Origin of the sequence: Roseococcus pinisoli (assembly GCF_018413645.1) — a bacterium.
Lineage (GTDB): Bacteria > Pseudomonadota > Alphaproteobacteria > Acetobacterales > Acetobacteraceae > Roseococcus > Roseococcus pinisoli.
In genome coordinates this window covers 424,972-444,901 of sequence record NZ_JAHCDA010000003.1, presented here as the reverse complement: position 1 = coordinate 444,901, position 19,930 = coordinate 424,972, and the positions used below count along the sequence as shown (strand labels likewise).

At 71.2% G+C, this 19,930-nt stretch carries 21 protein-coding genes; 5 read left to right on the top strand and 16 right to left on the bottom strand.

Annotated features, from left to right (window positions below; genetic code table 11):
- Positions 1-88: 88 nt before the first annotated feature.
- From recQ to cydD, 4 genes are all read right to left on the bottom strand, one after another.
- Positions 89-1,885: a DNA helicase RecQ gene (gene recQ / locus KHU32_RS17145; protein ID WP_213671370.1), complete on the bottom strand. Its 1,797-nt coding sequence runs from the start codon at positions 1,883-1,885 to the stop codon at positions 89-91.
- A gap of 146 nt (positions 1,886-2,031) precedes the next feature.
- Positions 2,032-2,460 carry an OmpA family protein gene (locus KHU32_RS17140; protein ID WP_213671369.1) on the bottom strand — a complete coding sequence of 143 codons (429 nt, stop codon included), beginning with the start codon at positions 2,458-2,460 and terminating at the stop codon, positions 2,032-2,034.
- A gap of 95 nt (positions 2,461-2,555) precedes the next feature.
- Positions 2,556-4,199: a thiol reductant ABC exporter subunit CydC gene (cydC, locus tag KHU32_RS17135; RefSeq protein ID WP_213671368.1), complete on the bottom strand. Its 1,644-nt coding sequence runs from the start codon at positions 4,197-4,199 to the stop codon at positions 2,556-2,558.
- Positions 4,189-5,847, bottom strand: a complete 1,659-nt coding sequence (gene cydD, locus KHU32_RS17130) for a thiol reductant ABC exporter subunit CydD (RefSeq protein WP_213671367.1) — start codon at positions 5,845-5,847, stop codon at positions 4,189-4,191. The genes cydC and cydD overlap by 11 nt, the downstream gene beginning before the upstream one ends.
- Before the next feature lie 265 nt (positions 5,848-6,112).
- On the opposite strand from cydD, the gene KHU32_RS17125 reads away from it, so the two are divergent.
- Both KHU32_RS17125 and KHU32_RS17120 read left to right on the top strand, forming a co-directional pair.
- On the top strand, positions 6,113-6,658 hold the full coding sequence (locus KHU32_RS17125) for a lipocalin family protein (RefSeq protein ID WP_213671366.1): 546 nt from the start codon (positions 6,113-6,115) through the stop codon (positions 6,656-6,658).
- A 108-nt stretch (positions 6,659-6,766) separates the two neighbouring features.
- On the top strand, positions 6,767-9,064 hold the full coding sequence (locus KHU32_RS17120) for a penicillin acylase family protein (protein ID WP_213671365.1): 2,298 nt from the start codon (positions 6,767-6,769) through the stop codon (positions 9,062-9,064).
- Positions 9,065-9,088: 24 nt separating this feature from the next.
- Here the strand turns inward: KHU32_RS17120 and KHU32_RS17115 are convergent, their stop codons facing one another.
- From KHU32_RS17115 to KHU32_RS17105, 3 genes are all read right to left on the bottom strand, one after another.
- Positions 9,089-9,997: an acetamidase/formamidase family protein gene (locus KHU32_RS17115; protein ID WP_213671364.1), complete on the bottom strand. Its 909-nt coding sequence runs from the start codon at positions 9,995-9,997 to the stop codon at positions 9,089-9,091.
- A gap of 82 nt (positions 9,998-10,079) precedes the next feature.
- Entirely contained in the window at positions 10,080-10,385 is a 306-nt protein-coding gene (locus KHU32_RS17110; protein ID WP_213671363.1) for a DUF6295 family protein, read from the bottom strand.
- A 14-nt stretch (positions 10,386-10,399) separates the two neighbouring features.
- The gene (locus KHU32_RS17105) at positions 10,400-11,149 is read right to left on the bottom strand and encodes a dienelactone hydrolase family protein (RefSeq protein WP_213671362.1); all 750 of its coding nucleotides are present in this window, start codon (positions 11,147-11,149) and stop codon (positions 10,400-10,402) included.
- A 132-nt stretch (positions 11,150-11,281) separates the two neighbouring features.
- On the opposite strand from KHU32_RS17105, the gene KHU32_RS17100 reads away from it, so the two are divergent.
- The gene (locus KHU32_RS17100) at positions 11,282-11,695 is read left to right on the top strand and encodes a PaaI family thioesterase (protein ID WP_213671361.1); all 414 of its coding nucleotides are present in this window, start codon (positions 11,282-11,284) and stop codon (positions 11,693-11,695) included.
- Here KHU32_RS17100 and KHU32_RS17095 read toward each other — a convergent pair whose 3' ends face one another.
- The 5 genes from KHU32_RS17095 to KHU32_RS17075 all read right to left on the bottom strand — a co-directional run bounded on the left by KHU32_RS17095 (position 11,696) and on the right by KHU32_RS17075 (position 15,741).
- Positions 11,696-12,589 carry a DMT family transporter gene (locus tag KHU32_RS17095; protein WP_213671360.1) on the bottom strand — a complete coding sequence of 298 codons (894 nt, stop codon included), beginning with the start codon at positions 12,587-12,589 and terminating at the stop codon, positions 11,696-11,698. It lies immediately after the preceding gene.
- A gap of 67 nt (positions 12,590-12,656) precedes the next feature.
- A complete protein-coding gene (locus tag KHU32_RS17090) occupies positions 12,657-13,154 on the bottom strand; it encodes a cysteine dioxygenase family protein (protein WP_213671582.1) in 498 nt (165 codons plus the stop codon).
- 2 nt (positions 13,155-13,156) lie between these two features.
- Positions 13,157-13,840, bottom strand: a complete 684-nt coding sequence (locus KHU32_RS17085; RefSeq protein ID WP_213671359.1) for a GntR family transcriptional regulator — start codon at positions 13,838-13,840, stop codon at positions 13,157-13,159.
- Between the two features lie 70 nt (positions 13,841-13,910).
- The gene (locus tag KHU32_RS17080; protein WP_213671358.1) at positions 13,911-14,756 is read right to left on the bottom strand and encodes an alpha/beta hydrolase; all 846 of its coding nucleotides are present in this window, start codon (positions 14,754-14,756) and stop codon (positions 13,911-13,913) included.
- Position 14,757: 1 nt separating this feature from the next.
- A complete protein-coding gene (locus KHU32_RS17075) occupies positions 14,758-15,741 on the bottom strand; it encodes a Bug family tripartite tricarboxylate transporter substrate binding protein (RefSeq protein WP_213671357.1) in 984 nt (327 codons plus the stop codon).
- A 62-nt stretch (positions 15,742-15,803) separates the two neighbouring features.
- Here KHU32_RS17075 and KHU32_RS17070 point away from each other — a divergent pair, with 62 nt between their 5' ends.
- On the top strand, positions 15,804-16,526 hold the full coding sequence (locus tag KHU32_RS17070; protein WP_213671356.1) for an aspartate/glutamate racemase family protein: 723 nt from the start codon (positions 15,804-15,806) through the stop codon (positions 16,524-16,526).
- 5 nt (positions 16,527-16,531) lie between these two features.
- On the opposite strand, the gene KHU32_RS17065 is transcribed toward KHU32_RS17070, so the two are convergent.
- The 4 genes from KHU32_RS17065 to KHU32_RS17050 all read right to left on the bottom strand — a co-directional run bounded on the left by KHU32_RS17065 (position 16,532) and on the right by KHU32_RS17050 (position 19,455).
- On the bottom strand, positions 16,532-16,825 hold the full coding sequence (locus KHU32_RS17065; protein WP_213671355.1) for a hypothetical protein: 294 nt from the start codon (positions 16,823-16,825) through the stop codon (positions 16,532-16,534).
- A gap of 90 nt (positions 16,826-16,915) precedes the next feature.
- On the bottom strand, positions 16,916-17,671 hold the full coding sequence (locus KHU32_RS17060; protein ID WP_314072731.1) for a cold-shock protein: 756 nt from the start codon (positions 17,669-17,671) through the stop codon (positions 16,916-16,918).
- 99 nt (positions 17,672-17,770) lie between these two features.
- Entirely contained in the window at positions 17,771-19,033 is a 1,263-nt protein-coding gene (locus tag KHU32_RS17055) for an NAD(P)/FAD-dependent oxidoreductase (RefSeq protein WP_213671353.1), read from the bottom strand.
- Between the two features lie 8 nt (positions 19,034-19,041).
- Positions 19,042-19,455: an AtzH-like domain-containing protein gene (locus KHU32_RS17050; protein WP_213671352.1), complete on the bottom strand. Its 414-nt coding sequence runs from the start codon at positions 19,453-19,455 to the stop codon at positions 19,042-19,044.
- Positions 19,456-19,482: 27 nt separating this feature from the next.
- Between KHU32_RS17050 and KHU32_RS17045 the strand changes: the two genes are divergently transcribed.
- Complete coding sequence (locus tag KHU32_RS17045) at positions 19,483-19,899, top strand: hypothetical protein (RefSeq protein ID WP_213671351.1); 417 nt, start codon at positions 19,483-19,485, stop codon at positions 19,897-19,899.
- Positions 19,900-19,930 lie beyond the last annotated feature (31 nt).

Here is a 19,930-nt window from a genome sequence, read left to right as displayed (position 1 = left end):
CGTTAAAGAGAATGCGAATTGTTCGCAATAATATCGTGCGGCTAGCGAGACAAATGAGAGACAGTGTGTCCTCGACGCATCGGTCCCGTCAGGCGGCTTCCGCCAGGGCGGCCAGCACGGCCTCCCCGTAGCGCTGCAGCTTGCTCTCGCCCACGCCGGGAACGTCGCGCAGTTCGCGCAGGCTTCCCGGCCGCCGCGCCGCGATCTCGGCCAAGGTCGCGTCGTGGAAGATCACATAGGCTGGCACCTGCTGGGTCCGCGCCTCGGTCTTCCGCCATTCGCGCAAGGCGGCGAAGAGCGGATCGTCGGAAGACGTCTGCGGCGTCTCGCGGCTGGAACGCGCGGAGCGCGGGCGGATCAGCTCCTCGCGCAGCATCACCCGATGTTCGCCGCGCAGGACCGGCCGCGCGGCCTCGGTCACCACCAGCTCGCCATGGTTCTCCACGGCGATGTCCAGCGCGCCTTGGGAGACGAGCTGGCGCATGACGCCCCGCCAGGCGCCTTCCGCCACGTCCTTGCCGACGCCGAAGGTCGGCAGCTGGTCATGCCCGAACTGCGCGACCTTGTCCGTCAGCCGCCCGCGCAGCACGTCCACCAGATGGCCCAGGCCGAAGCGGTTGCCCGTCCGCAGCGCGGCCGATAGCAGCTTCTGCGCGGCCACCGTGCCGTCATAGAGGCGCGGCGGCGCGGCGCAGACGTCGCAATGGCCGCAATCCTCCGCCAGATCCTCGCCGAAGCAGCGCAGCAGCACGCGGCGGCGGCAGGTCCCCGCCTCGGCGATGCCCACCATGGCGTCGAGCCGCGCTCGCTCGATGCGCTTCTGCTCGTCCGAGGCCGGGCTCTGCTGGATGCGGTGGCGGGCCAGGGCGATATCGCCGGCGCCATAGAGCAGCAGGGCGCGGGCCGGCAGCCCGTCGCGCCCCGCGCGGCCGATCTCCTGGTACCAGCCCTCCGGCCCCTGCGGCAGCGAGAGATGGGCCACGAAGCGCACATCCGGCCGGTCGATGCCCATGCCGAAGGCGATGGTCGCGCACATCACCACCGCATCGCCGCGGGCGAAGCGCCGATGCGCGTCGCGCTTGTCCTCGGAGGGCATGCCGGCATGGAAGGGCATGGCGTCGTAGCCGTCGGCGCGCAGCCAGTCGGCGGTCTGCTCGGCCCGGGCGCGCGTGCCGCAATAGACGATGCCGGCGCCCCGCCCGTCCGAGGCCTCGCGCAGGAAGGCGCGGATCTGGCTGCGCTCCTGCTCGCGCGGCGCGGCGGCCAGGTGGATGTTCCGCCGGTCGAAGGAGGAGCGGAAGACGGGCGCGTCCTCGAGCCCCAGCTGGGCTCGGATGTCGTCGACCGTGCGCTCATCCGCCGTCGCCGTCAGGGCGAGGCGCGGCACCTCCGGGAAACCGCTCCGGAGGAAGCTGAGCGCGCGGTATTCGGGCCGGAAGTGATGGCCCCACTGGCTGATGCAATGCGCCTCGTCGACGGCGAAGAGCGCGATGTCGCGCTGCGACAGCCGCTCCAGCATGCCGTCCATGCCCAGGCGCTCGGGGCTGATATAGAGCAGCTTGAGCCGCCCCTCATTGAGGCTGCGCCACACCTCGCGGCGCTCGGGCTCCTCCAGCTCGGAGTGGAGCGCGGCCGCGGCCACGCCCTGCTGGCGCAGGGCTGCGACCTGGTCCTCCATCAGCGCGATCAGGGGCGAGACGACGATGGCCAGGCCCTCGCGGCAAAGCGCGGGGACCTGGAAACAGAGCGACTTTCCGCCGCCCGTCGGCATGAGGACGAGGCCCGAACCGCCCCGCATCACATGATCGACGACCTCAGCCTGCCGGCCGCGGAAACCCGCATGGCCGAAGACGTCGTGAAGTACCTTCGCAGGATCCTGCGTCACTCGATGCCTCTCACCCGCCCGGCGCCGGGGGGCGCGACGGGCTCCAGGCAGGTCTAGCAGGGAAGTCGAGTCGGCCGGACACCCGGCCCGGCCACCGCGAAAGCCCCTAGCATGGCCGGCACCGCGCCGGCCATGTCATGCCTGCCTTATTGCGGCGGGCGCGGCGGCGTTTCGGCGAAGCGGATCTCGACCCGGCGGCTCTCGATCGGGGCCATGTCGAAGGCCACGGGCCCGCGCGGCACCACGAAGATGCGCTCGGAGGCGACGCCGTACTGGCGGAGCAGCGAGGCGACATGCTGCGCACGGGCGTCGGAGAGCTGGCGGTTGAAGGCGGCGCCGCCGGCCGGGCCGGCATAGCCGAAGACGTTCACGCGCGCGTCGGGAAAGCGGCGGGCGGTATCGGCCGCCTCGCGGACGGTGCCCTTGGCCGCGTCGTCGAGCACCTGACTGTCCTCGTTGAAGAAGACCACCGGATGCGGAAGGTTCGCCGGGTTGCGGACCAGGATGGGGTCCAGTTCCGCGCAGGCCGCGAGGAGCGGCAGCATGGCGGCGGACAGCAGCAGGCGGCGGTGCATGAGGACGATTCTCCAGAATCCGGTGAGATGTCAGTCAGGCAAGCTAACCGCCACGTCAACCGCTCCGGAAGGGGCAGTTTCGTGATGCCCCGGCCTTAGGCGGTGGCCGGCAGCAGGCGTCCTCCGGCCAGCCGCCAGACGCGGTCCAGCGGCTCGTCGCCCGTCAGGCGATGGGTGATCAGCAGCAGGCTGCGCCCCTCGCAGGCCGTGGCCAGCGTCGCCAGGAAGGCGCGCTCGGCCGCGGCGTCGAGCCCGGTGGTGGGCTCGTCCAGGATCAGGATGCCCGCCGGCGGCAGGAGCGCACGGGCGAGCGCGAAGCGCCGCGCCTCGCCGCCGCTGAAGCGCGCGCCGCCCTCGCCGCAGCGGGTCTCGAGCCCTTCGGGCAGGCTGCGCACCAGATCGGCGATCCCGGCCTTGACCAGGGCGCGCCAGAGCGCCGCGTCCGGCGCGCCCGGCGCGGCCAGCCGCAGGTTGGCGGCGATGGTGTCGTCGAAGAGCCGTGCCTGCTGGGAGAGGACGACGATCCGGGTGCGGAGCTCGGCCGCCGGAAGCTGGGAGATATCGGTACCGCCCAGGCGGATCGTGCCCGCCTCCGGCGCCGCGAGCCGGGTCAGCAGCGCGGCCAGGGTGGATTTCCCCGCGCCGGAGGGGCCGAGGATCGCCACGCGCTCGCCCTCGCGCAAGGTGAGGTTCAGCCCGTCGAGCACCGGCGCGTCCTGGCGCCAGCCGAAGCGGACGCCCTGCAGGACCAGCTCGTTGGAGGCCGGCAGCGGTGCGGGCGCCGCGGGCTCCTCCACCGGCGGGGCGGTATCCGCCGCCTCGAAGAGGCGCCGCGCGCCAGCAGCGGCGGAAGCCAGGGCAGCGCCAGCACGCGGCATGAGGCCGAGCGCCTCGGCCGCCGCGACCGAGAGGAAAAGGGCCAGCACCACCATGCCGGCCGTCGCGGTGCCGCCCGCGAGGCCCCAGGCCAGCGCCGCCAGCACGGCGAGCTGCGCCAGGAAGCCGCCGGCCGCGCCCGCCCAGGCCGAGCGCCGGACCAGCGAGCGCTGGCTGTGCATCAGCTCGCGATCGGCCGTGCGCAGGCGCTCCATCGCGCGCGGCTCGGCATTGGCGGCAAGCGTGTCCTCGAGGCCGGCCAGGGGATCGGCAACGGCGGCGCGCAGGCCGCCCCGATGGTCGGCGGCGCGCTGGGCCGCCCGGGTCGCAGCCGGCGCCAGGACGAGAGGGAGGACGAGCGCAAGCGCCAGGGGCAGGCCCACCAGCAGCATCAGCCAGGGCTCACCCATCAGCAGCGCGAGCACGGCCACCAGCACGGCGAGGCCCGCGCCGGCCGGCAGGATGCCGCCGAGATAGAGGCGATCCAGCGCATCCACATCGCCGATCACGCGGCTCAGCAGGTCGCCCGAGCCGCGCAGGCCGATGCCGCCGGGCATCCGCTCGGCAAGGCGGCGGAAGAACCAGACGCGGGTGTCGGCCAAGGCGCGGAAGGCCGCGGCATGGCTCGCCATGCGCTCGCCCCAGCGCAGCATCGGCCGCAGGAGCACTAACGGCCGGACCCAGACCAGCGCCGCCAGCCCGAAGATGCCCCCCGCCGCGAGGCCAGCCGCGACACCCTGCCCGGCCAGCGCCAGCAGGGCCACGCCCGAGAGCGCGGAGCCCATCGAAACCAGCAGGGCACCGACGAGCGAGGCACGTCGGGGCGCCCAGAGGCGCAGGACGCGCGCGAGATCAGCCCACATCCGCGAGCCTCCTGTCGCCCAGCTCGAGCACGCGCCCGGACAGGCCGAGCAGGGCGGCGGAATGGGTGGCGATGATGGCGGTGCGGCCGGTGCAGAGCCGCCCGATAGCCTCTATCACCTCGGCCTCGGTGCCCGGATCGAGCGAGGCCGTGGGCTCGTCCAGCAGGACCAGCGGCGCGTCCCGCAGGAAGGCCCGCGCCAGCGCCACGCGCTGCGCCTGCCCGCCCGAGATGCCGTGGCCGCCCTCGCCCACCCGCGTATCGAGGCCCTGTGGCAGGTCGGCGGCGAAGGACATCACGCGGGCGGCCTCGGCGGCGCGCAGGACCTCCGCCTCGGTCGCCTCGGGACGGGCGAGGGCGATGTTCTCGCGCAGCGTGCCGCCGAAGATATGCGCCCGCTGGCCGACATAGGAGGACAGGCGGCGCAGCTCCGCGGGGCGCAGCCGCGTCACGTCCTGGCCGTTGATCGCGATGCGGCCCGCGGTCGGCCGTACGAAGCCCATCAGCAGCCGCAGGACGGAGGACTTCCCGGCGCCGGACGGCCCCACGAGCATCAGCACCTCGCCGGGCGCCAACGCGAAGGTCAGGCGCGAGAGCGCGGGCGCGGCGGCGCCGGCATGGAGGAGCTCCACCCCGTTGAAGACCACCGCCACGCGGCGGGGCACTTCCTCCAGCAGAAGCCCGGCCTCGGGCGGGGCCTCGAGCAGCGGCGCCAGCTCGGCGGCTGCGCCACGGGCGGACATCGCCTCGTGATAGGCGGCCGAGAAAGCCCGCAGCGGCGCGAAGAAGGCCGGCACCATCAGGATGCAGAAGAGCGACAGCGTGGGGTCGGTGGGGCCGCGCCCCGTGAGCAGCGCCCCATGCCGCCAGGCAAGGTAGCCTAGCGTGAAGGCGGAGAGCAGCTCGAGCATCGCGCTGGACAGGAAGGCCACGCGCAGCACGCGCATCGTGCGCCAGCGGAATTCCTCCGCCGCCTCGCCCAGCGCGCGCGCCTCGTCCTCGGCGCGGTTGAACTGCACCAGGGTCGCGAGGCCACGCAGGCGGTCGACGAAGCGCCCCGCCAGCCGGCCCAGCACGTCCAATTGCCGCCGGCTCTCGCGCGCAGCGCCGATGCCGGTCACCGCCATGGCGATGGGGACCAGCAGGCCCATCGCGATCAGGACCAGCGCGCTCACCCAGTCGGCGCGCCAGACGATGATGGCGATGGCGGCCGGCGAGAGGAGGGCCAGCGTCATGGCCGGCAGCCAGCGGGCAAAGAAGCCGTCCAGCGCCTCGACCCGGTCCACCAGCAGGCTGGCCTTCTCGCCCACCCCGCGCCGATCGGCGGGACCAAGCTCCAGGAGACGGTCGAAGAGCGCCGCGCGGATGCGGGCGCGGGCATGCTCGCCGGCGGATTGCTGCGCCAGCTCCTGCCCGACGCTCAGCCCCGCGCTGAGCAGCATCAGGCCGCCGGCGACCGCAAGGTCGTTCCAGCCGCCGCCCGAGGCGAAGCCCAGCAGGGTCACGATGATGCGGGCGAAAAGGAAGGCGATGGTCACCTGGCAGGCGGTGACCATGAGGCCGAGGCCGATCGGCAGCGCCAGGCGCCATGCCTGACCGCGCGCCTGCCGCATGAGCCAGGCTGAACCTAGCGCCCGTTGAGATCGCATGCGTTCACTTCTCAGGCGCGGGTGATGTCGTCGGCAGCACGCGGCGCGTCTGCGACGGCCGGGTGCCGGGCGATCGGGCCCCAGCGGCCATTCGGTGGCGATTCCATAACGGGCCGTGTTTAGGCCAGACCGTGGCGCGGCGCCACTTGCTCCGGAGGCGTCCGGCGCGTCTCATCGTCCCGTTCCGGAAGCCTCCCATGCCGAGAAATATTTCAGGCGGTGCGCCCCGGGGCGACCGCCTCCATTGGTCCGAAGGAAGCCACCCATGAAACGCTCCCTCCTCGCCCTGCTGCTGCTGGCCGGTTGCGCCACGGCGCCCGGCCCGCAGACGCCCCAGACCGTCGCCTCGGTGGACCTGACACGGTACTCCGGCCGCTGGCACGAGGTCGCGCGCCTGCCGCAGCGCTTCCAGGACAATTCGAGCCTGCGCTGCGAGGAGGTGACGGCCACCTACTTCCCGGCCGCGGCGGGCGGCATCTCGGTATTGAACGAATGCGCCAACGCGCTCGATCCCGTGCGGCGGCTGCAATCAGCGCGCGGCACCGCCTACCCGGTCGAGGGCAGCAACAATACGCGGCTGCGGGTCAGCTTCTTCTGGCCCTTCTTCGGCGACTACTGGGTGCTGGGGCTGGATCCGGACTACCAATGGGCCGTGGTCGGCACGCCCAACCGGCAGTACCTCTGGATCCTCTCCCGCACGCCGAGCCTTCCCGCCCCGCAGATGGAGCAGGCGCTGGGCATCGCGCGGGCACAGGGCTTCGACCTGTCGCGGCTAATCCGCTCCGCGCCGTCAGCTGAGGCGGCGCGTTGACGACCCCTCCCCGCTCGGCTCGACTTGCGGGGACAAGGTACAAGGATTCGGCGGCATGATGGACCAGACCCTCTCGACGGTGGCAGATCGGCGCGGGGGGATGGGGGCATGAGTGCCGCCCAGGAAAACCTCGCCCTCCCGGGCCTCGAGGCCGAGGCCGAGATCCTGATCGACCGTTGGGGCATCCCGCACATCTACGCGGCCAGCCAGCGGGACGCCTTCTTCCTCCAGGGCTTCAACGCGGCGCGCGACCGGCTCTGGCAGATCGACCTCTGGCGCAAGCGCGGCCTCGGCCTGCTCGCGGGCGACCTGGGCGCCGGCTATGTCGAGCGCGACCGCGCCGCGCGGCTGCTGCTCTACCGGGGCGACATGGCGGCCGAGTGGGCCAGCTACGGCGCCGAGGCGGAAGCCCGCACCACCGCCTTCGTGGCCGGCATCAACGCCTATATCGACCTCGTCGCGCGCGAGCCGGATCGCCTGCCGATGGAGTTCCGCGCCCTCGGCACGAGGCCGGAGAAATGGGCGCCGGAGGATGTGGTGCGCTGCCGCGCCCATGCCCGCGTGCGCAACCTGGATTCCGAGGTCGCGCGGTCGAACATCGTCGCCGAATTCGGCGAGGAGGCGGACCGGCTGCACAAGGGCCTGCAGCCCGAATGGAAGCTGCAGGTGCCGGAGGGCCTCGAACCGCACACCATCCCGCCCGAGGTGCTGCGGATCTATCTTCTGGGCTGCGAGCCGCATCCGATCGACAGCGCGACGCCGGCCGAGCCGCTGGCCGATACCGGCGAATGGGGCAGCAACAACTGGGCCCTGGCACCCTCGCGCACCACCACCGGCCGCGCCATCCTGGCCAGCGACCCGCATCGCGTGCACGACCAGCCTTCGCTGCGCTACATCGCGCATCTGGTGGCGCCGGGCCTCGACGTGATCGGCGCGGGCGAGCCCGCCATCCCCGGCGTCAGCCTCGGCCATAACGACAAGCTGGCCTTCTCGCTCACCATCCACCCTTCCGACCAGGAGGACCTCTACGTCTACGAGCTGAACGAGGCCGATCCCGACCTCTATCGCTACGGCGAGGGCTGGCAGCGGATGCGCGTGGTGGCGGAAACCGTCCCCGTGCGCGGCGGCGAGCCCGCGCCCATCGAGATGCGTTTCACGCGCCATGGCCCGGTACTGCACGTCGATACCGCGAACCGCCGCGCCTATGCGCTGCGCAGCGTGTGGTGGGAGCCCGGGACGGCGGCCTATATGGCAAGCCTCGGCTACCTCACCGCCGCGAATTTCGAGGAATACAAGACGGCGCTGGAAGGCTGGGGCGCGCCCTCGACCAACCATGTCGTGGCCGATGTCGAGGGGCATATCGGCTGGCAGGCGGCGGCGAAGATCCCGGTGCGTCCGAACTGGGACGGGCTGATGCCGGTCCCGGGCGACGGCAGCCACGAATGGGCGGGCACGATCCAGGCCTCCTCCATGCCACGGGCGAAGGATCCGGCCGGCGGCTGGCTCGGCTCGGCCAACCAGATGAACCTGCCGGCGGATTACGACTACCGCCACCACAAGACCGGCTTCGAATGGACCGACGTCGCCCGGTACATGCGGCTGTCGGAATCGCTGGAGGGCGCCAAGCGCTGGTCGGTCGAGGAGACGCTCGGGCTCCAGACGGACGTGCTGAGCGTGCCCGCCCGGCGGCTCTGCGCGCTGCTGGCGGCGACGAAGGCCGACGGTGCGGCCGAGGCGCGCTCCTGCCTGGCGGGCTGGGACCATCGGTTGACGGTGGAAAGCGGCCCAGCCGCGCTCTTCGAGATCTGGTTCACCAACCACCTGATGCCCGCCATCCCGCTGGCGCTGGGACCCGAGGGGCTGGCGAAGATGGTCGGCGTGGTGGACACGCAGCTCTATCTGGAGGTGCTGGAAGCGGCGAACGACCCCGGCTTCGGCACCGATCCCGTGGCCGCGCGCGACGCGCTGCTGCTCAGCACGTTGGAAGCTGCCTGGGCCGAGGCGAAGAAGCGCATGGGCGCGGAAGTGTCGGGCTGGGCCTGGGGGAACATCCACCAGGGCTATTTCAGCCACCCGCTCTCGCGCCTCGCGCCGCCGGAGCTGGCCGCGAAGCTGGATGTGGGGCCGGCGCCCAAGGGCGGCTCCAACCTCACCATCAACAACAACGGCTATCGCGGCGCCGACTTCCGCGTGATGTCGGGCGTGTCCTGGCGGATGGTGCTGGACGTGGGCAACTGGGACGCGAGCTGGACCATCAACGCGCCGGGACAGTCCGGCGACCCGGCCAGCCCGCACTACCGGGACCTGTTCCCGATCTGGGCGAAGGACGGCTACGTGCCGATGCTCTACAGCCGCAAGGCGGTGGAGGGTGCGCTGGAGAAGCGGATCCGGCTGGCGCCCGGTTAAAGGCGCCAGCCCGGCCCGGGGTGGCTACCGCTTCGTCAGCCAGCGCTTGGCGATGCGGCAGGCGACCGTGTAGGCGGGGTTGAAGACATTGCCGACGTCGTAGCGGACCACCTGGCCCATCAGGTGGCTCGCCGCGCGCGCATCCAGCCCGTAATCCTCGCCCAGCCATTTCGACATCTCGGTCGTGGCATGCTGCAGCGCCTGGTCCAGCGGGCGGGCATTGCCGACGGTGAAGATATCCTCCGCCGTCTCGCCGCGCGGCCAGGTGATGCTGCGCTTCAGGACCTGGAAGGTGACCTCCATCTCGAAGGAGGTCTCGATGCCCGTGCCGACGATCTCGCCGTCGCCCTGGCAGGCATGGCCGTCGCCCAGATAGAAGAGCGCGCCCGGCACCGCGACCGGGAACCAGGCCGTCGTCCCCGGCGCGAAGAGGCGATAATCCATGTTGCCGCCGTTCTGCGCTGACGTCGCGGTGGAGAGCGCCTGCCCGCCCGCCGGCGCGACGCCGAAGCAGCCGATCATCGGCTGGATCTCGGGCGCGAAGTTTTCCAGGCCCGGGGCCGGCTCCTGCAGCCGGACGGTCCCGGCATTGTTGTCGATGGTCCAGACGGAGCGCTGCGAGGGCGGCCGGTCCACGATGGCAGCCGGGTCCAGCACGGTCAGCGCGAGCGGGGAATAGGTCCAGCCGGTGGCGCGGCTCGGCGTCAGCCGGTCGATGCGGACGGCCAGCGTGTCGCCGGGCTCGGCACCCTCGATGAAGAAGGGCCCGGTCATGGGGTTCGGCCGGCTGGCGACGGCGATCTCGCGGGCATCCAGGCCCGAGGCGTCGATCGTATCGGCCACCACCGTGTCGCCATCGGCGACGCGGAGGACGGGTTCGGCGGTGCCGATCACGTTGTGGTAGCGCGTGGGGCGGAAACGGTGCGTGGCCATCGGTTCTCCTGGGCGCGGCGCCGCGCCCACCATTCAGGGCGGGACGCTAGAAACCGCCCCAGGACGGGTCAAGCGGCCCGCCTCAGGCCGCGCGCTCGAACCGGGGCGGCGCGCCCTTGCCGCGCACCTCCGCCTCCTCGAACTCCGCGGCCACGATCGCCCGTTCCAGCGCGGCGCGGAGCTCCTTCGCGCTCTCCAGTGTCAGCTCCACCGCGGCCCGTGCGCCCGGCTCCAGCCCGGCATTGAGGAAATCGAGCGTGATGACGTCACCCAGAGGGGCATGGCGCGCATGGTCATAGGCGACCACCGCCTGCGTCAGCGGGAACCACTCCTCCCCGCGCTTGGCCATACCTTCCGCGGCCACGATCTCGACGATGGAGGTGCACATCGGCCGCGCCCTCCCTACTTCGCCAGGTGCTTGCCGAGGAAGGCGAAGGTCTTGGCCCAGCCGTCCATGGCCTGCTCGGGCCGGTAGAGCGGCCGGTGCCAGTAGTTGAAGCCGTGGCCCGCGCCGTCGTAGCGGTGGAACTCGTAGGTCTTGCCGTGCTTCTTCAGCTCGGCCTCGTGCTGGTCCACCTGCTCAGGGCTCGGCGCGCGGTCGTCATTGCCGAAGAGGCCGAGCAGCGGACAGGAGAGGTCCTTCGTCAGGTCGATCGGCGCGACGGGCGTCTTGGCGTTCAGCTCGTCCTTGCCCATCACCACGCGGCCGCCCCAGAGCTCCACGGCGGCGTCCACGTCCTTGCGCTGGCAGGCGTAGATGAAGGCGTGCCGGCCGCCGGAGCAGGAGCCGTAGAGGCCGACCTTGCCGTTGTTCGCGGGCTGCGCGCGCATCCAGGCCACGGCGGCGGCGGTGTCGCCGACCATCTGGGCATCGGGGATGCCGCCCTCGGCGCGCACCTTGGCGGCGACGTCGTCCGGATTGCCCTCGCCCGCGCGCTCGTAGAGGTTGGCGCAGATGGCGATGTAGCCGTGATGCGCGAAGCGCCGCGTCGTCTCGATATAGAGCTCGCTCCAGCCCGGCAGGTGGTGGATCAGCACCACGCCCGGGAAGGGCCCCTTCCCTTCGGGCTTCGCCACATAGGCCGTGATGGGGGTGCCGCCGTCGCCCTTGAGGGTGACGTTCTCGCAGGTCATGCCGCGGTAGAATGACATCGGGTGCTCCTTCATATCCGCCTGCCGGGAAGTATTCGGCCATCCCAGGCCGCGCGCAACGCCTGCCGGCCAGCTTGCCATCCCGGCCGTGGCGGCCTCAGCTTTCCGGCTGTCGTCATGAAGGGAGCCCCCATGAAGCTGGCGGAGATCGAGGCCATTCTGCACACCGGCGTGCCGCTCGGCGCCGAATGGGGCGTGCGGCTGCTGGAGGCCTCGCCCGGCTATGCCCGGCTCGAGCTCCCCTCCAGCCCACGGGTGCTGCGCCCGGGCAACACGGTCTCGGGCCCAGCCATCATGGGCCTCGCCGATATCGCGATGTGGGCCGCGCTCCTCGCCGGGACCGAGGGGCGCGACGAGAGCCTCACCACCACCATGAACGTGAACTTCCTCCGCGCCTGCGGGCCGGGGCCGATCATCGCCACCGCGCGCGTCATCAAGGGCGGCGGGCGGACCATCTTCGGCGAGGTGCTGATCACGCGGGCGGACAGCGACGAGGTCGCCGTCCATATCACCACCAACTGGGTCCGGACGAAGCCGAAGCCCTGATCACCCCACCCGGCGGCCGGTGAAGAGCACCGCCGCCAGCATCGCCAGCGTGCAGACCGCGGCGCCGGCGGCCTTCACGGGCCCGATCTCCTCGCCCAGCACGGCGGCCGAGAGGATCAGCCCCGTCACCGGCACCAGGACCGAGAGCGTCGCCGCGCGGGTGGCACCCAGCATCTCGACGCTGCGGCCAAAGAGCAGCATGGAGAGGCTGCCCAGCAGGACGCCCTGCGCCACGATCATCCAGACGACGAGCCCCGTCGGCAGAGCGAAGAAGGCGTCGGCGCGAAACATCAGGAAGGGCGGCAGCACCAGCGGCACGGAGACCAACGTGACGGCCGCCGCCGCCGGCACGGCCGAGACCTGCCAGCGCCGCAGCAGCACCGTGAAGACGGACCAGGTGGCGCCCGCGCCCATCAACAGCAGGTCGCCGCGCCAGGCGCCGGGATGCTGGCCGAGCCCGTCCCAGGCGATGATCAGCACCCCCGCCAGCATCGCCCCCAGCGCCGCGACGCGGCCCTGCGTCGGCCGCTCGGCCAGCAGCCACCAGGCGAGCAGCGCGCCGAAGAGGGGCGAGACCATGGGCGCGATGGTCGAGCCATGCGTCGCCGGTGCGAATTTCAGGGCGGAGGCGAAGAGCACCAGGTTCCCCGCGCCCGCGAAGAGGAAGAGCACGAAGATGCGCCGCCATCCCAGCCGCCGGATCTGCTCGCGATGCCGCCAGATGAGCGGGAACAGCAGCAGCGAGGCCGGCACATAGCGGCAGAACAGGATGTCCAGCACATGGATACCCTGGCCGACCAGGGCCAACCGAGCCACCACCGCATGCCCTCCCCAGATGACCGAGGCCATGGCGCCGAGGGCAAGGCCCAACAATATCCGGGGATTGAGGTTCAACACGGTGCGGGCATCGTGGGCTCAGGGTGGCAAGTCGATCCCTGCGCGTCGAGCCATTAAAGCCTCGTTACGCCAGCACTTCGTTCACGCCCTCGGCGAAATCGGCGAAGGGCACGCCATAGACGTGGATGGAGACCGCCACCTCAGCCGAGCAATTGGCGATCCGGTGGATGAGCTCCGGCGAGGCCGGGCCATGGCTGGTCGCGCCGCGCCCGCGCAGATGGACGGCGGTCGGGCACGGCGTCTCGCCGGCCTGGAAGAAATGCTCGCTCAGCACGCCGCGATGCACGCCGAGGGCGCACCAAGTGCGATGGGCATGCACCGGCGACATCTGGCCGGGGCGCCAGACCAGGGCGACCACGGCGTAACCGTCGCCCTCGCCCAGCAAATGCCGGATGTAGCGGTCCGGGCAACAGGGACAGTCCTTCTCCGCCAGCAGGCGGGGGTCGTCCAGATAGGGCCGGATCGCCTCGGCGACGGCGGCCGGACGGTCGTCCAGCGGCGTTCGGGCCGCGACGCGGATATCGGCCAGCATGGTGTCGAGAGCGCTGAGCGCGGGCATCATGTTCACAGCACGGTCCTCGCATCCGGGGCGGTCAGTGCCGCCAGCACCATCTGGCGGCTGGCGGAAACCTGTTCATGCATGATCCGCCCGGCGTCCTCGGCGCGGCCCAGGGCCAGCGCCTCCACCAGGGCATGGTGCTCATGCGCCATCTCGCCCGTGCGGTCGCGCGGGCGGAGGCCGAGGACGAGCATGCGCGTGCTCTCGTCCAGCAGGCGGTCGAGCTGGCGGGCAAGGCGGCCGTTGCCGGCAAGGTCGGCAATCGCGACGTGGAAGGCCTTGTTGGCGGCGAGGAAGCACATGGCGCTCTCCTCGTCCGAACAGTCGTAGCCCTCGGCGCAGACGGCATCGAGGCGCGCCAGCATCTGGGCATCGACCCGGCCGGCCGCCCGGCGCGCAGCCTCCGGCTCCAGCATCAGGCGGAGGTCGAAGACCTCGTGGATGTCGCGGATGGTGACGAGGCTGACCATCCAGCCCCGGCGCGGAACGGCGGTGACCAACCCCTCCTCCGCCAGCCGCGCCAGCGCGGCGCGCACCGGCGCCTTGCCGAGCTCCAGATGCGCGGCGATGGCCCCCTCGGAGACCGTCTCACCCGGTGCCAGGCGGGCGGCCAGGATGTCCCGGCGCAGCTGGGCCACGGCGCGGTCGGTCAGAGAGGGAGGCGGCTCCAAGGTCATCAGTAGCGACATTCGCCTGATCGTATCCGTAACATGTCACGGTAGTTCTACAATCATATGACGTGGTATCGCAAGCAATTTTTCAGCCGGAAGCCAGGATTTCCGCCGCAGACGGCGCCATGCCGCTATTGGAATGGCCCACGCCGGGCACGGTCCGCAGGGTCCAGCCGAAGGGCAGGCCGTCGCGCGCCGCCACCTCGCGCGCAGCCGCGAAGAAGGCCTGTCCGCGCGCGAACCGCGTCACCCCCTGCCGGTCGGCCTGGGGATCGCGGCGCAAGGCGGGATGGTGGGGGTTGGTATCCTCCTCCCCCAACAGGATCGTGACCGGGCGTGTCAGCGCCGCCCTCAGCCCCGCCTCGGTCGCCGCGCAATCGCCGAGACCAAAGGGAAAGGCGATGCCGAAATCGGGCCAAGTGTACCAACCGGCATTGGCGCTCACGAGGCGCGAGGCCCGCGGCGCGCCGGTCAGCAGCAGGTAGCGATGGACGAATTGCGCGCCGGCGGAATGGCCGTAGAGCGCGAAGGGCGTGGGCGGCGCATCCAGCGCACGGAACGCCGCCGCCACCGCGCGATCAAGCGCGAAGAAGGTCCAGGCGGCCTCCGGCGCGCGGGCATTGCCGAAATTGTAGTAGCGGTCGCCCGGAAACTGCGCGGCCGAGAACTCGGGGCAGACGACGAGGAAGCCGCGCGCCTCGGCCAGCGGGATCCACGCGTCCCGGTAGTTCCCGGCATCGCGCCGCAGCCCATGCAGGACTACGACGACCTTCCCGCCGGCCTGCCAGGCGGCGGGGCGATACAGGAAGGCCGCCATCATGCCGGGCGCCACGCCGCTCGGCTCCTCGAAGGTGATGCGGGAGCGGCCGGCGGGCAGCGCCGCGCGCGCCAGGCCCGGCGTCATCAGCCCGGCCAGGATCGCGCGGCGTCGCATCTCAATCCACCGAGGCGCCGGAGCGGCGGACGATGTCGCCCCAGGCCGCCACGTCGCGGCGCTGGATCTCGGCGAACTCGGCCGGCGTATAGACCGGCGGGAGGGAGATGCCCTGGTTGTCGGTCAGCCAGGTGCTGAACTCGCGCTCGCGCAGCACGCTGGTCACGGCGGAGGAGAGCCGCTCCAGGATCGGTGCGGGCAGGTGCGCGGGGCCGAAGAGCCCGTACCAGGTCGTGCTGACGAAGCCCGGGAGGTTGCAGGCCTCCGCCACCGTCGGCAGGTCCGGCAGGCTCGGCAGGCGCTGCGCCGTGGTGACGCCGAGGCCCTTCACCTGCCCCTGGCGTATGGCGCCGATGGCCGGCCCGGACTGGTTCATGAAGAAGTCGACGTCGCCGCCCAGCAGCGCCGTCTGCGCGCCCGGCTGCCCGCGATAGGGGACGTGGACCACGTCCACCTGCGCCGCCAGGACGAATTGCGCGGCCGAGAGATGCGTCGAAGCGCCGTTGCCGGTGGAGGCATAGTTGAGCCGCCCGGGATTGGCCCGCGCCGCGCTGAGCAGCGCCGCGCAATTCGAGAAGGCCGGCCGCTTGTCGGGCGCGACGGTCAGGATGTTCGGCACGTCGCCCAGATGGGAGATCGGGGTGAAGTCCCGGATCACGTCGAAGGGAAGCGTCCGGTACAGCGTGGCATTGATCGCATGCGTGCCGGCGGTGCCGAAGTACAGCGTGTAGCCATCCGGCCGGGACTTCGCGACGAGCTCGGAGCCGATATTGCCGCCCGCGCCCGTCCGGTTGTCGGCCAGGATGGTCACGCCGCCCAGGGCCCGGCCCAGGGGCTCGGCCATGCGGCGGATGTAGATGTCGATCCCGGAGCCGTTCGGAAAGCCGCTGTAGATGGTGATCGGGCGGTTCGGGAACGGCGCCTCCTGCGCCATCGCAATGGCAGGGGCAGCCAACGGCAACGCCAGCAGGGCGCGTCGAAGCATCTTGGGTTCTCCAGGGGTCATCTATATCGCAACCTTAGGTTTGGACTTGAGCGAGGGAAATAATGGTGAACACGATCGCGCGCGGCGGAAAGTCGATTTATGGCGCGCCTCTCGGCATTCTGATGCTGGAAGCCCGATTTCCACGCATTCTCGGCGACATGGGCAATGGGGAGACCTGGCCCTTCCCCGTGCTCTTCCGGGTGGTTCGGGGCGCCTCGCCGAGTCGGGTCGTGGAGCAGGGCGCGGCGGGCCTGCTCGATGCCTTCGTCGAGGCGGCGCGCGACCTCGTGGACCTCGGCGCCGAGGCCATCACCACCAATTGCGGCTTCCTCTCGCTCTTCCAGGAGGAGCTGGCGGCGGCGGTGAAGGTGCCGGTGGCGACCTCCTCCATGATGCAGGTGCCCTGGGTGCAGGCGACGCTGCCGCCGGGCCGGCGCGTCGGCATCGTCACGGTGAACGGCGCCAGCCTCACGCGGCAGCACCTCGAGGCGGCCGGCGCCCCGGTGGACACGCCCGTCGAAGGGACGGAGAGCGGTCGGGAGTTCTTCCGCGTGCTGATCCGCGCGGAGAAGGAGGACCTGGATGTGGAGCTGGCCCGGCAGGACATCCTGGAGGCCGGCCAGCGGCTGGTGAAGCGCCACCCGGAGATCGGCGCCATCGTGCTGGAATGCACCAACATGCCGCCCTATGCGGCGGATCTGGCGGCGGCGACCGGCCTGCCGGTCTACGACATCTATTCGATGATCTCCTGGTTCCAGGCGGGCCTGCGCCCGCGCCGCTGGTAGGCCTTTCAGCGATCCGGGCCGGGGCGCATCCGCTCCGGCCGAGTTCCGTCCAGCAGGACATGCGGCACGATGTCGGGCCAGGGCGTGCCGGGCTCCGAAGGGCGGCAATCCGGCCGCAGCACGCCGCAATCCCAGCGATGGCCCTGCCGCCCGCCGGTGAGGAGCCCCGGCTCCTCGAAGCGGCAACGGCAGAGGCGGCCATCGAAGCAGGCCGTCATCCCCTCGCGGAGCGCGTTGCAGATGGGAACCTGCGCCATGGCCGGACCGGCGAGCATCAGCAGGAGCAACAGAGGGTGCATGCCCGAAGACTGCGCGCCCGAGGCTTAACAAAAGAAAAAGGCCCCGGACCGTATGGTCCGAGGCCCCGAAAGCCGACGTGGAGTCCGGCTTTACTTCATGCCGACAGCCTGACGGCCGCGCTGGCCGTCACGCACATCGAGCGAGACCTTCTCGCCCTGCTGCAGGTCCGTACGGCCCGCGCGGGTGAGAACGGAGGAGTGCAGGAACACGTCCTGGCCGCCATCCTCGGGGGTGACGAAGCCGAAGCCACGCACCTGGTCGAACCACTTCACGGTGCCGTTCAGCGGATAGACGGGGCCCGTCCCCTCGTCGAAGTTGCGGCGGGGACCGCGGTCGCCACCACCACCGAAGCCACCGGGGCCACGCGGGGCGCCGAAGCCGCCACCCGGGGGACCACCGAAGTCGCGGCGCGGCGGACGATCGCCGAAGCCACCCGGGGCGCCGAAGTCGCGGCGCGGCGGACGGTCGCCGAAGCCACCGGGAGCGCCGAAGTCGCGGCGCGGCGGACGATCGCCGAAGCCGCCACCGGGGCCGCCGAAGTCGCGCCGGGGGGGACGGTCGCCGAAGCCACCACGCGCGCCACCGCCGCCACCAGGGCCGCGCTTGAGCTCGGTGATGCGCGTCACGAGGCGACGACCCTGACGGTCGGAGCCGATCTCGCACACGAGAATATCGTCGGTGTCAGGCTGATCGATACCGGCGTCGGTCAGAGCGGAAGCGTGGAAGAACACGTCCTGCCCGTCGGGGCCGAGCACGAAGCCGAAACCCTTTCGGCCGTTGTACCACTTGACCTTGGCCTCGATCAGACCGGTGTCACCGCCCTCAGGCGAATAATCGTCAGACACGTTTCTCTTCAATCCACGCTAGTGTTCTCGGCCGAACGGGATGCTGGGCGAGTTCGTCAGCATGGCACTGCTTTCCGAATAATGCACGCGAAATCCACACTAGAACCGACGCGGCGAATAGGGCTCAGGCGGTACCGGCGGCGGGTACCCTCCCAGAAGGGCAATGGCCAATTCCGCGCTTCTCGGCGCCGAAACGAGCCCCACATGGCCGTGCCCGAAGCAATGCAGGATATCCGCGCTGGCCGAGGCCGGCCCGATGCATGGCAGCCCATCGGGCATCGAGGGGCGGTGCCCCATCCAGACCTTGATGCGCTCGGCGGAAATGTCCCGCGGCAGTCCCGGAAAGCTGCGCAGCAGGTGGTCCCGGAGGATCTCCGCCCGCTTCCAGTTCGGCGCGGCCGCGAGACCCGCGATCTCCACCTGACCCGAGACGCGCAGGCCCGTCTCGGTCATCGTGATGCTCATCTTCCCGTCGGAAGGCATCATGGGCAGGCGCGGCCCCGCTTCGGGATGGGCGATGACCGCGTGGTAGCCCCGCTCGGTCTCGAGCGGCAGTTTGTCGCCCGCCTCGCGCGCCAGGGTCTTGGAATAGGCGCCAGCGGCGATGATGGCGCGATCGGCCGAAACCTCTCCGCGGTCGGTCGTCACCGCCTTCAGGCGCCCGCCCTCGATGCGGAAGCCGGTGGCGCGCGCCGTGGCGCGCACCATGCCTTGCGCCTCCGCCAGGGAGACCAGCGCCGCGACATAGGCGCCGGGATTGAGGCAATGGCCCCCCTCCTCCACCAGGATACCAAACTTGTACCGCCGGTTCAGGTCAGGCTCGCGCTGGCGCAGCTCGTCCTCGCCGATCTCCAGCCAGGTCACGCCCGTCTGCGCCCGGACGCGCCAGGCCAGGGCCTCGGCCTCGAAGGCCGCGCGGTCGGGGAAGACGTAGAGCAGCCCGCGCCGCTCCACGAGATGACCGACGCCCGCCTCCTCCGCCAGCGCGGCATGCAGGGCCGGCGCCCCGGCGACCAGGGCGCGCAGCGCATGTCCCGTCTTCAACACCTTGGCCTCGGTCCAGCCCGCGAGGAGATAGCGGACCAGCCAGGGCGCGACCTTCGGGAAGTAGGACCAGCGGATGGCCAGCGGGCCCAGGGGGTCGGCCAGGAACTTCGGCACCTTCTTCCACAGGCCCGGCAGGGCCGGCGGAACGGTGCTCGAGGGGCTGAACCAGCAGCCATTGCCGTAGCTTGCCGCCTGCTCGCCGCCCGGGACCTCCGGCTCGATGAGGGTCACGGCATAGCCGGCGCGCTGGGCCGCCAGCGCCGTGCAGGCGCCGACGATGCCGCCGCCGATGATCGCGAGCCGAAGCTTTTCCATCGAACCGCTCATGCCCGCCCCGGATCCGTGCCGGCCAGCAGCGAGACATGCGCCGACACCACGCGCCAGCCGATCTCGGGCAGGCGCACCATGATCTTGGTCTCGCGGCCGATGAGGCCGGTGCCCACGCGCTCATATTCCAGATGGGTGCAGGCGAAGTCGCGCCCGAAGGCGGTGATGTGCACCTTCTTCTGTACGCGCTGGGCATAGGCCTTCACGCTCGCCCGGAAGGCGCGGATCGCCTCGATGCCGTAGAGGATTTCCGTGATGCCGAAGCGCACCGTCCGCGCATCGCCCCAGAAGATGCCGTCGAGCACCTCCGTGCGGTTGTTCATCAGAGCGTCCTCGTAACGGTCGAAGACGGCGCGGGCTTCGGCGATGACGCCGGGATCGTCGAGTTCCATGGTCTCGATGCTTGCCACGGAATCCCCCGCGCGCAAGCATCGCCCATGCGGATACTTCTGGCGGCTGCGCCTTTTTTCCTTCTTCTGGCCAGCTGCGCTGCCCGGCCTCCGGCGCAGGCGACAGGGCCGGCCTCCGGGGATGCCCAGCGCATCCTCGCGACGCCGCTGGCCGAGACGGTCGGCGCCACGGATGCCGTGCGCATCCGCGCGATGGCCGAGGCCAATGGCATGCTGCGCCACTGCCGCCTGCGCTGGGAGGGTTATTTCGGCCGCATGATGACGCAGCAGCGCGACCTCAACCGGAGCGAGGCGGAGATGCAGCACATCGCCGTCTGGCACGGCTACTGGCTGGGCGCGACGCAGCGTGCCGCCGATCGTGACCAGCTGCCCTGCCCCGGCGACTTCCGGACTTCGCTGAGGGACCGGGCAGAGGCGCTGCTCCGCCCGATACCGGGCGGCTAGAGCATTTTCCGTTCGCAGGGGCTCACGGAAA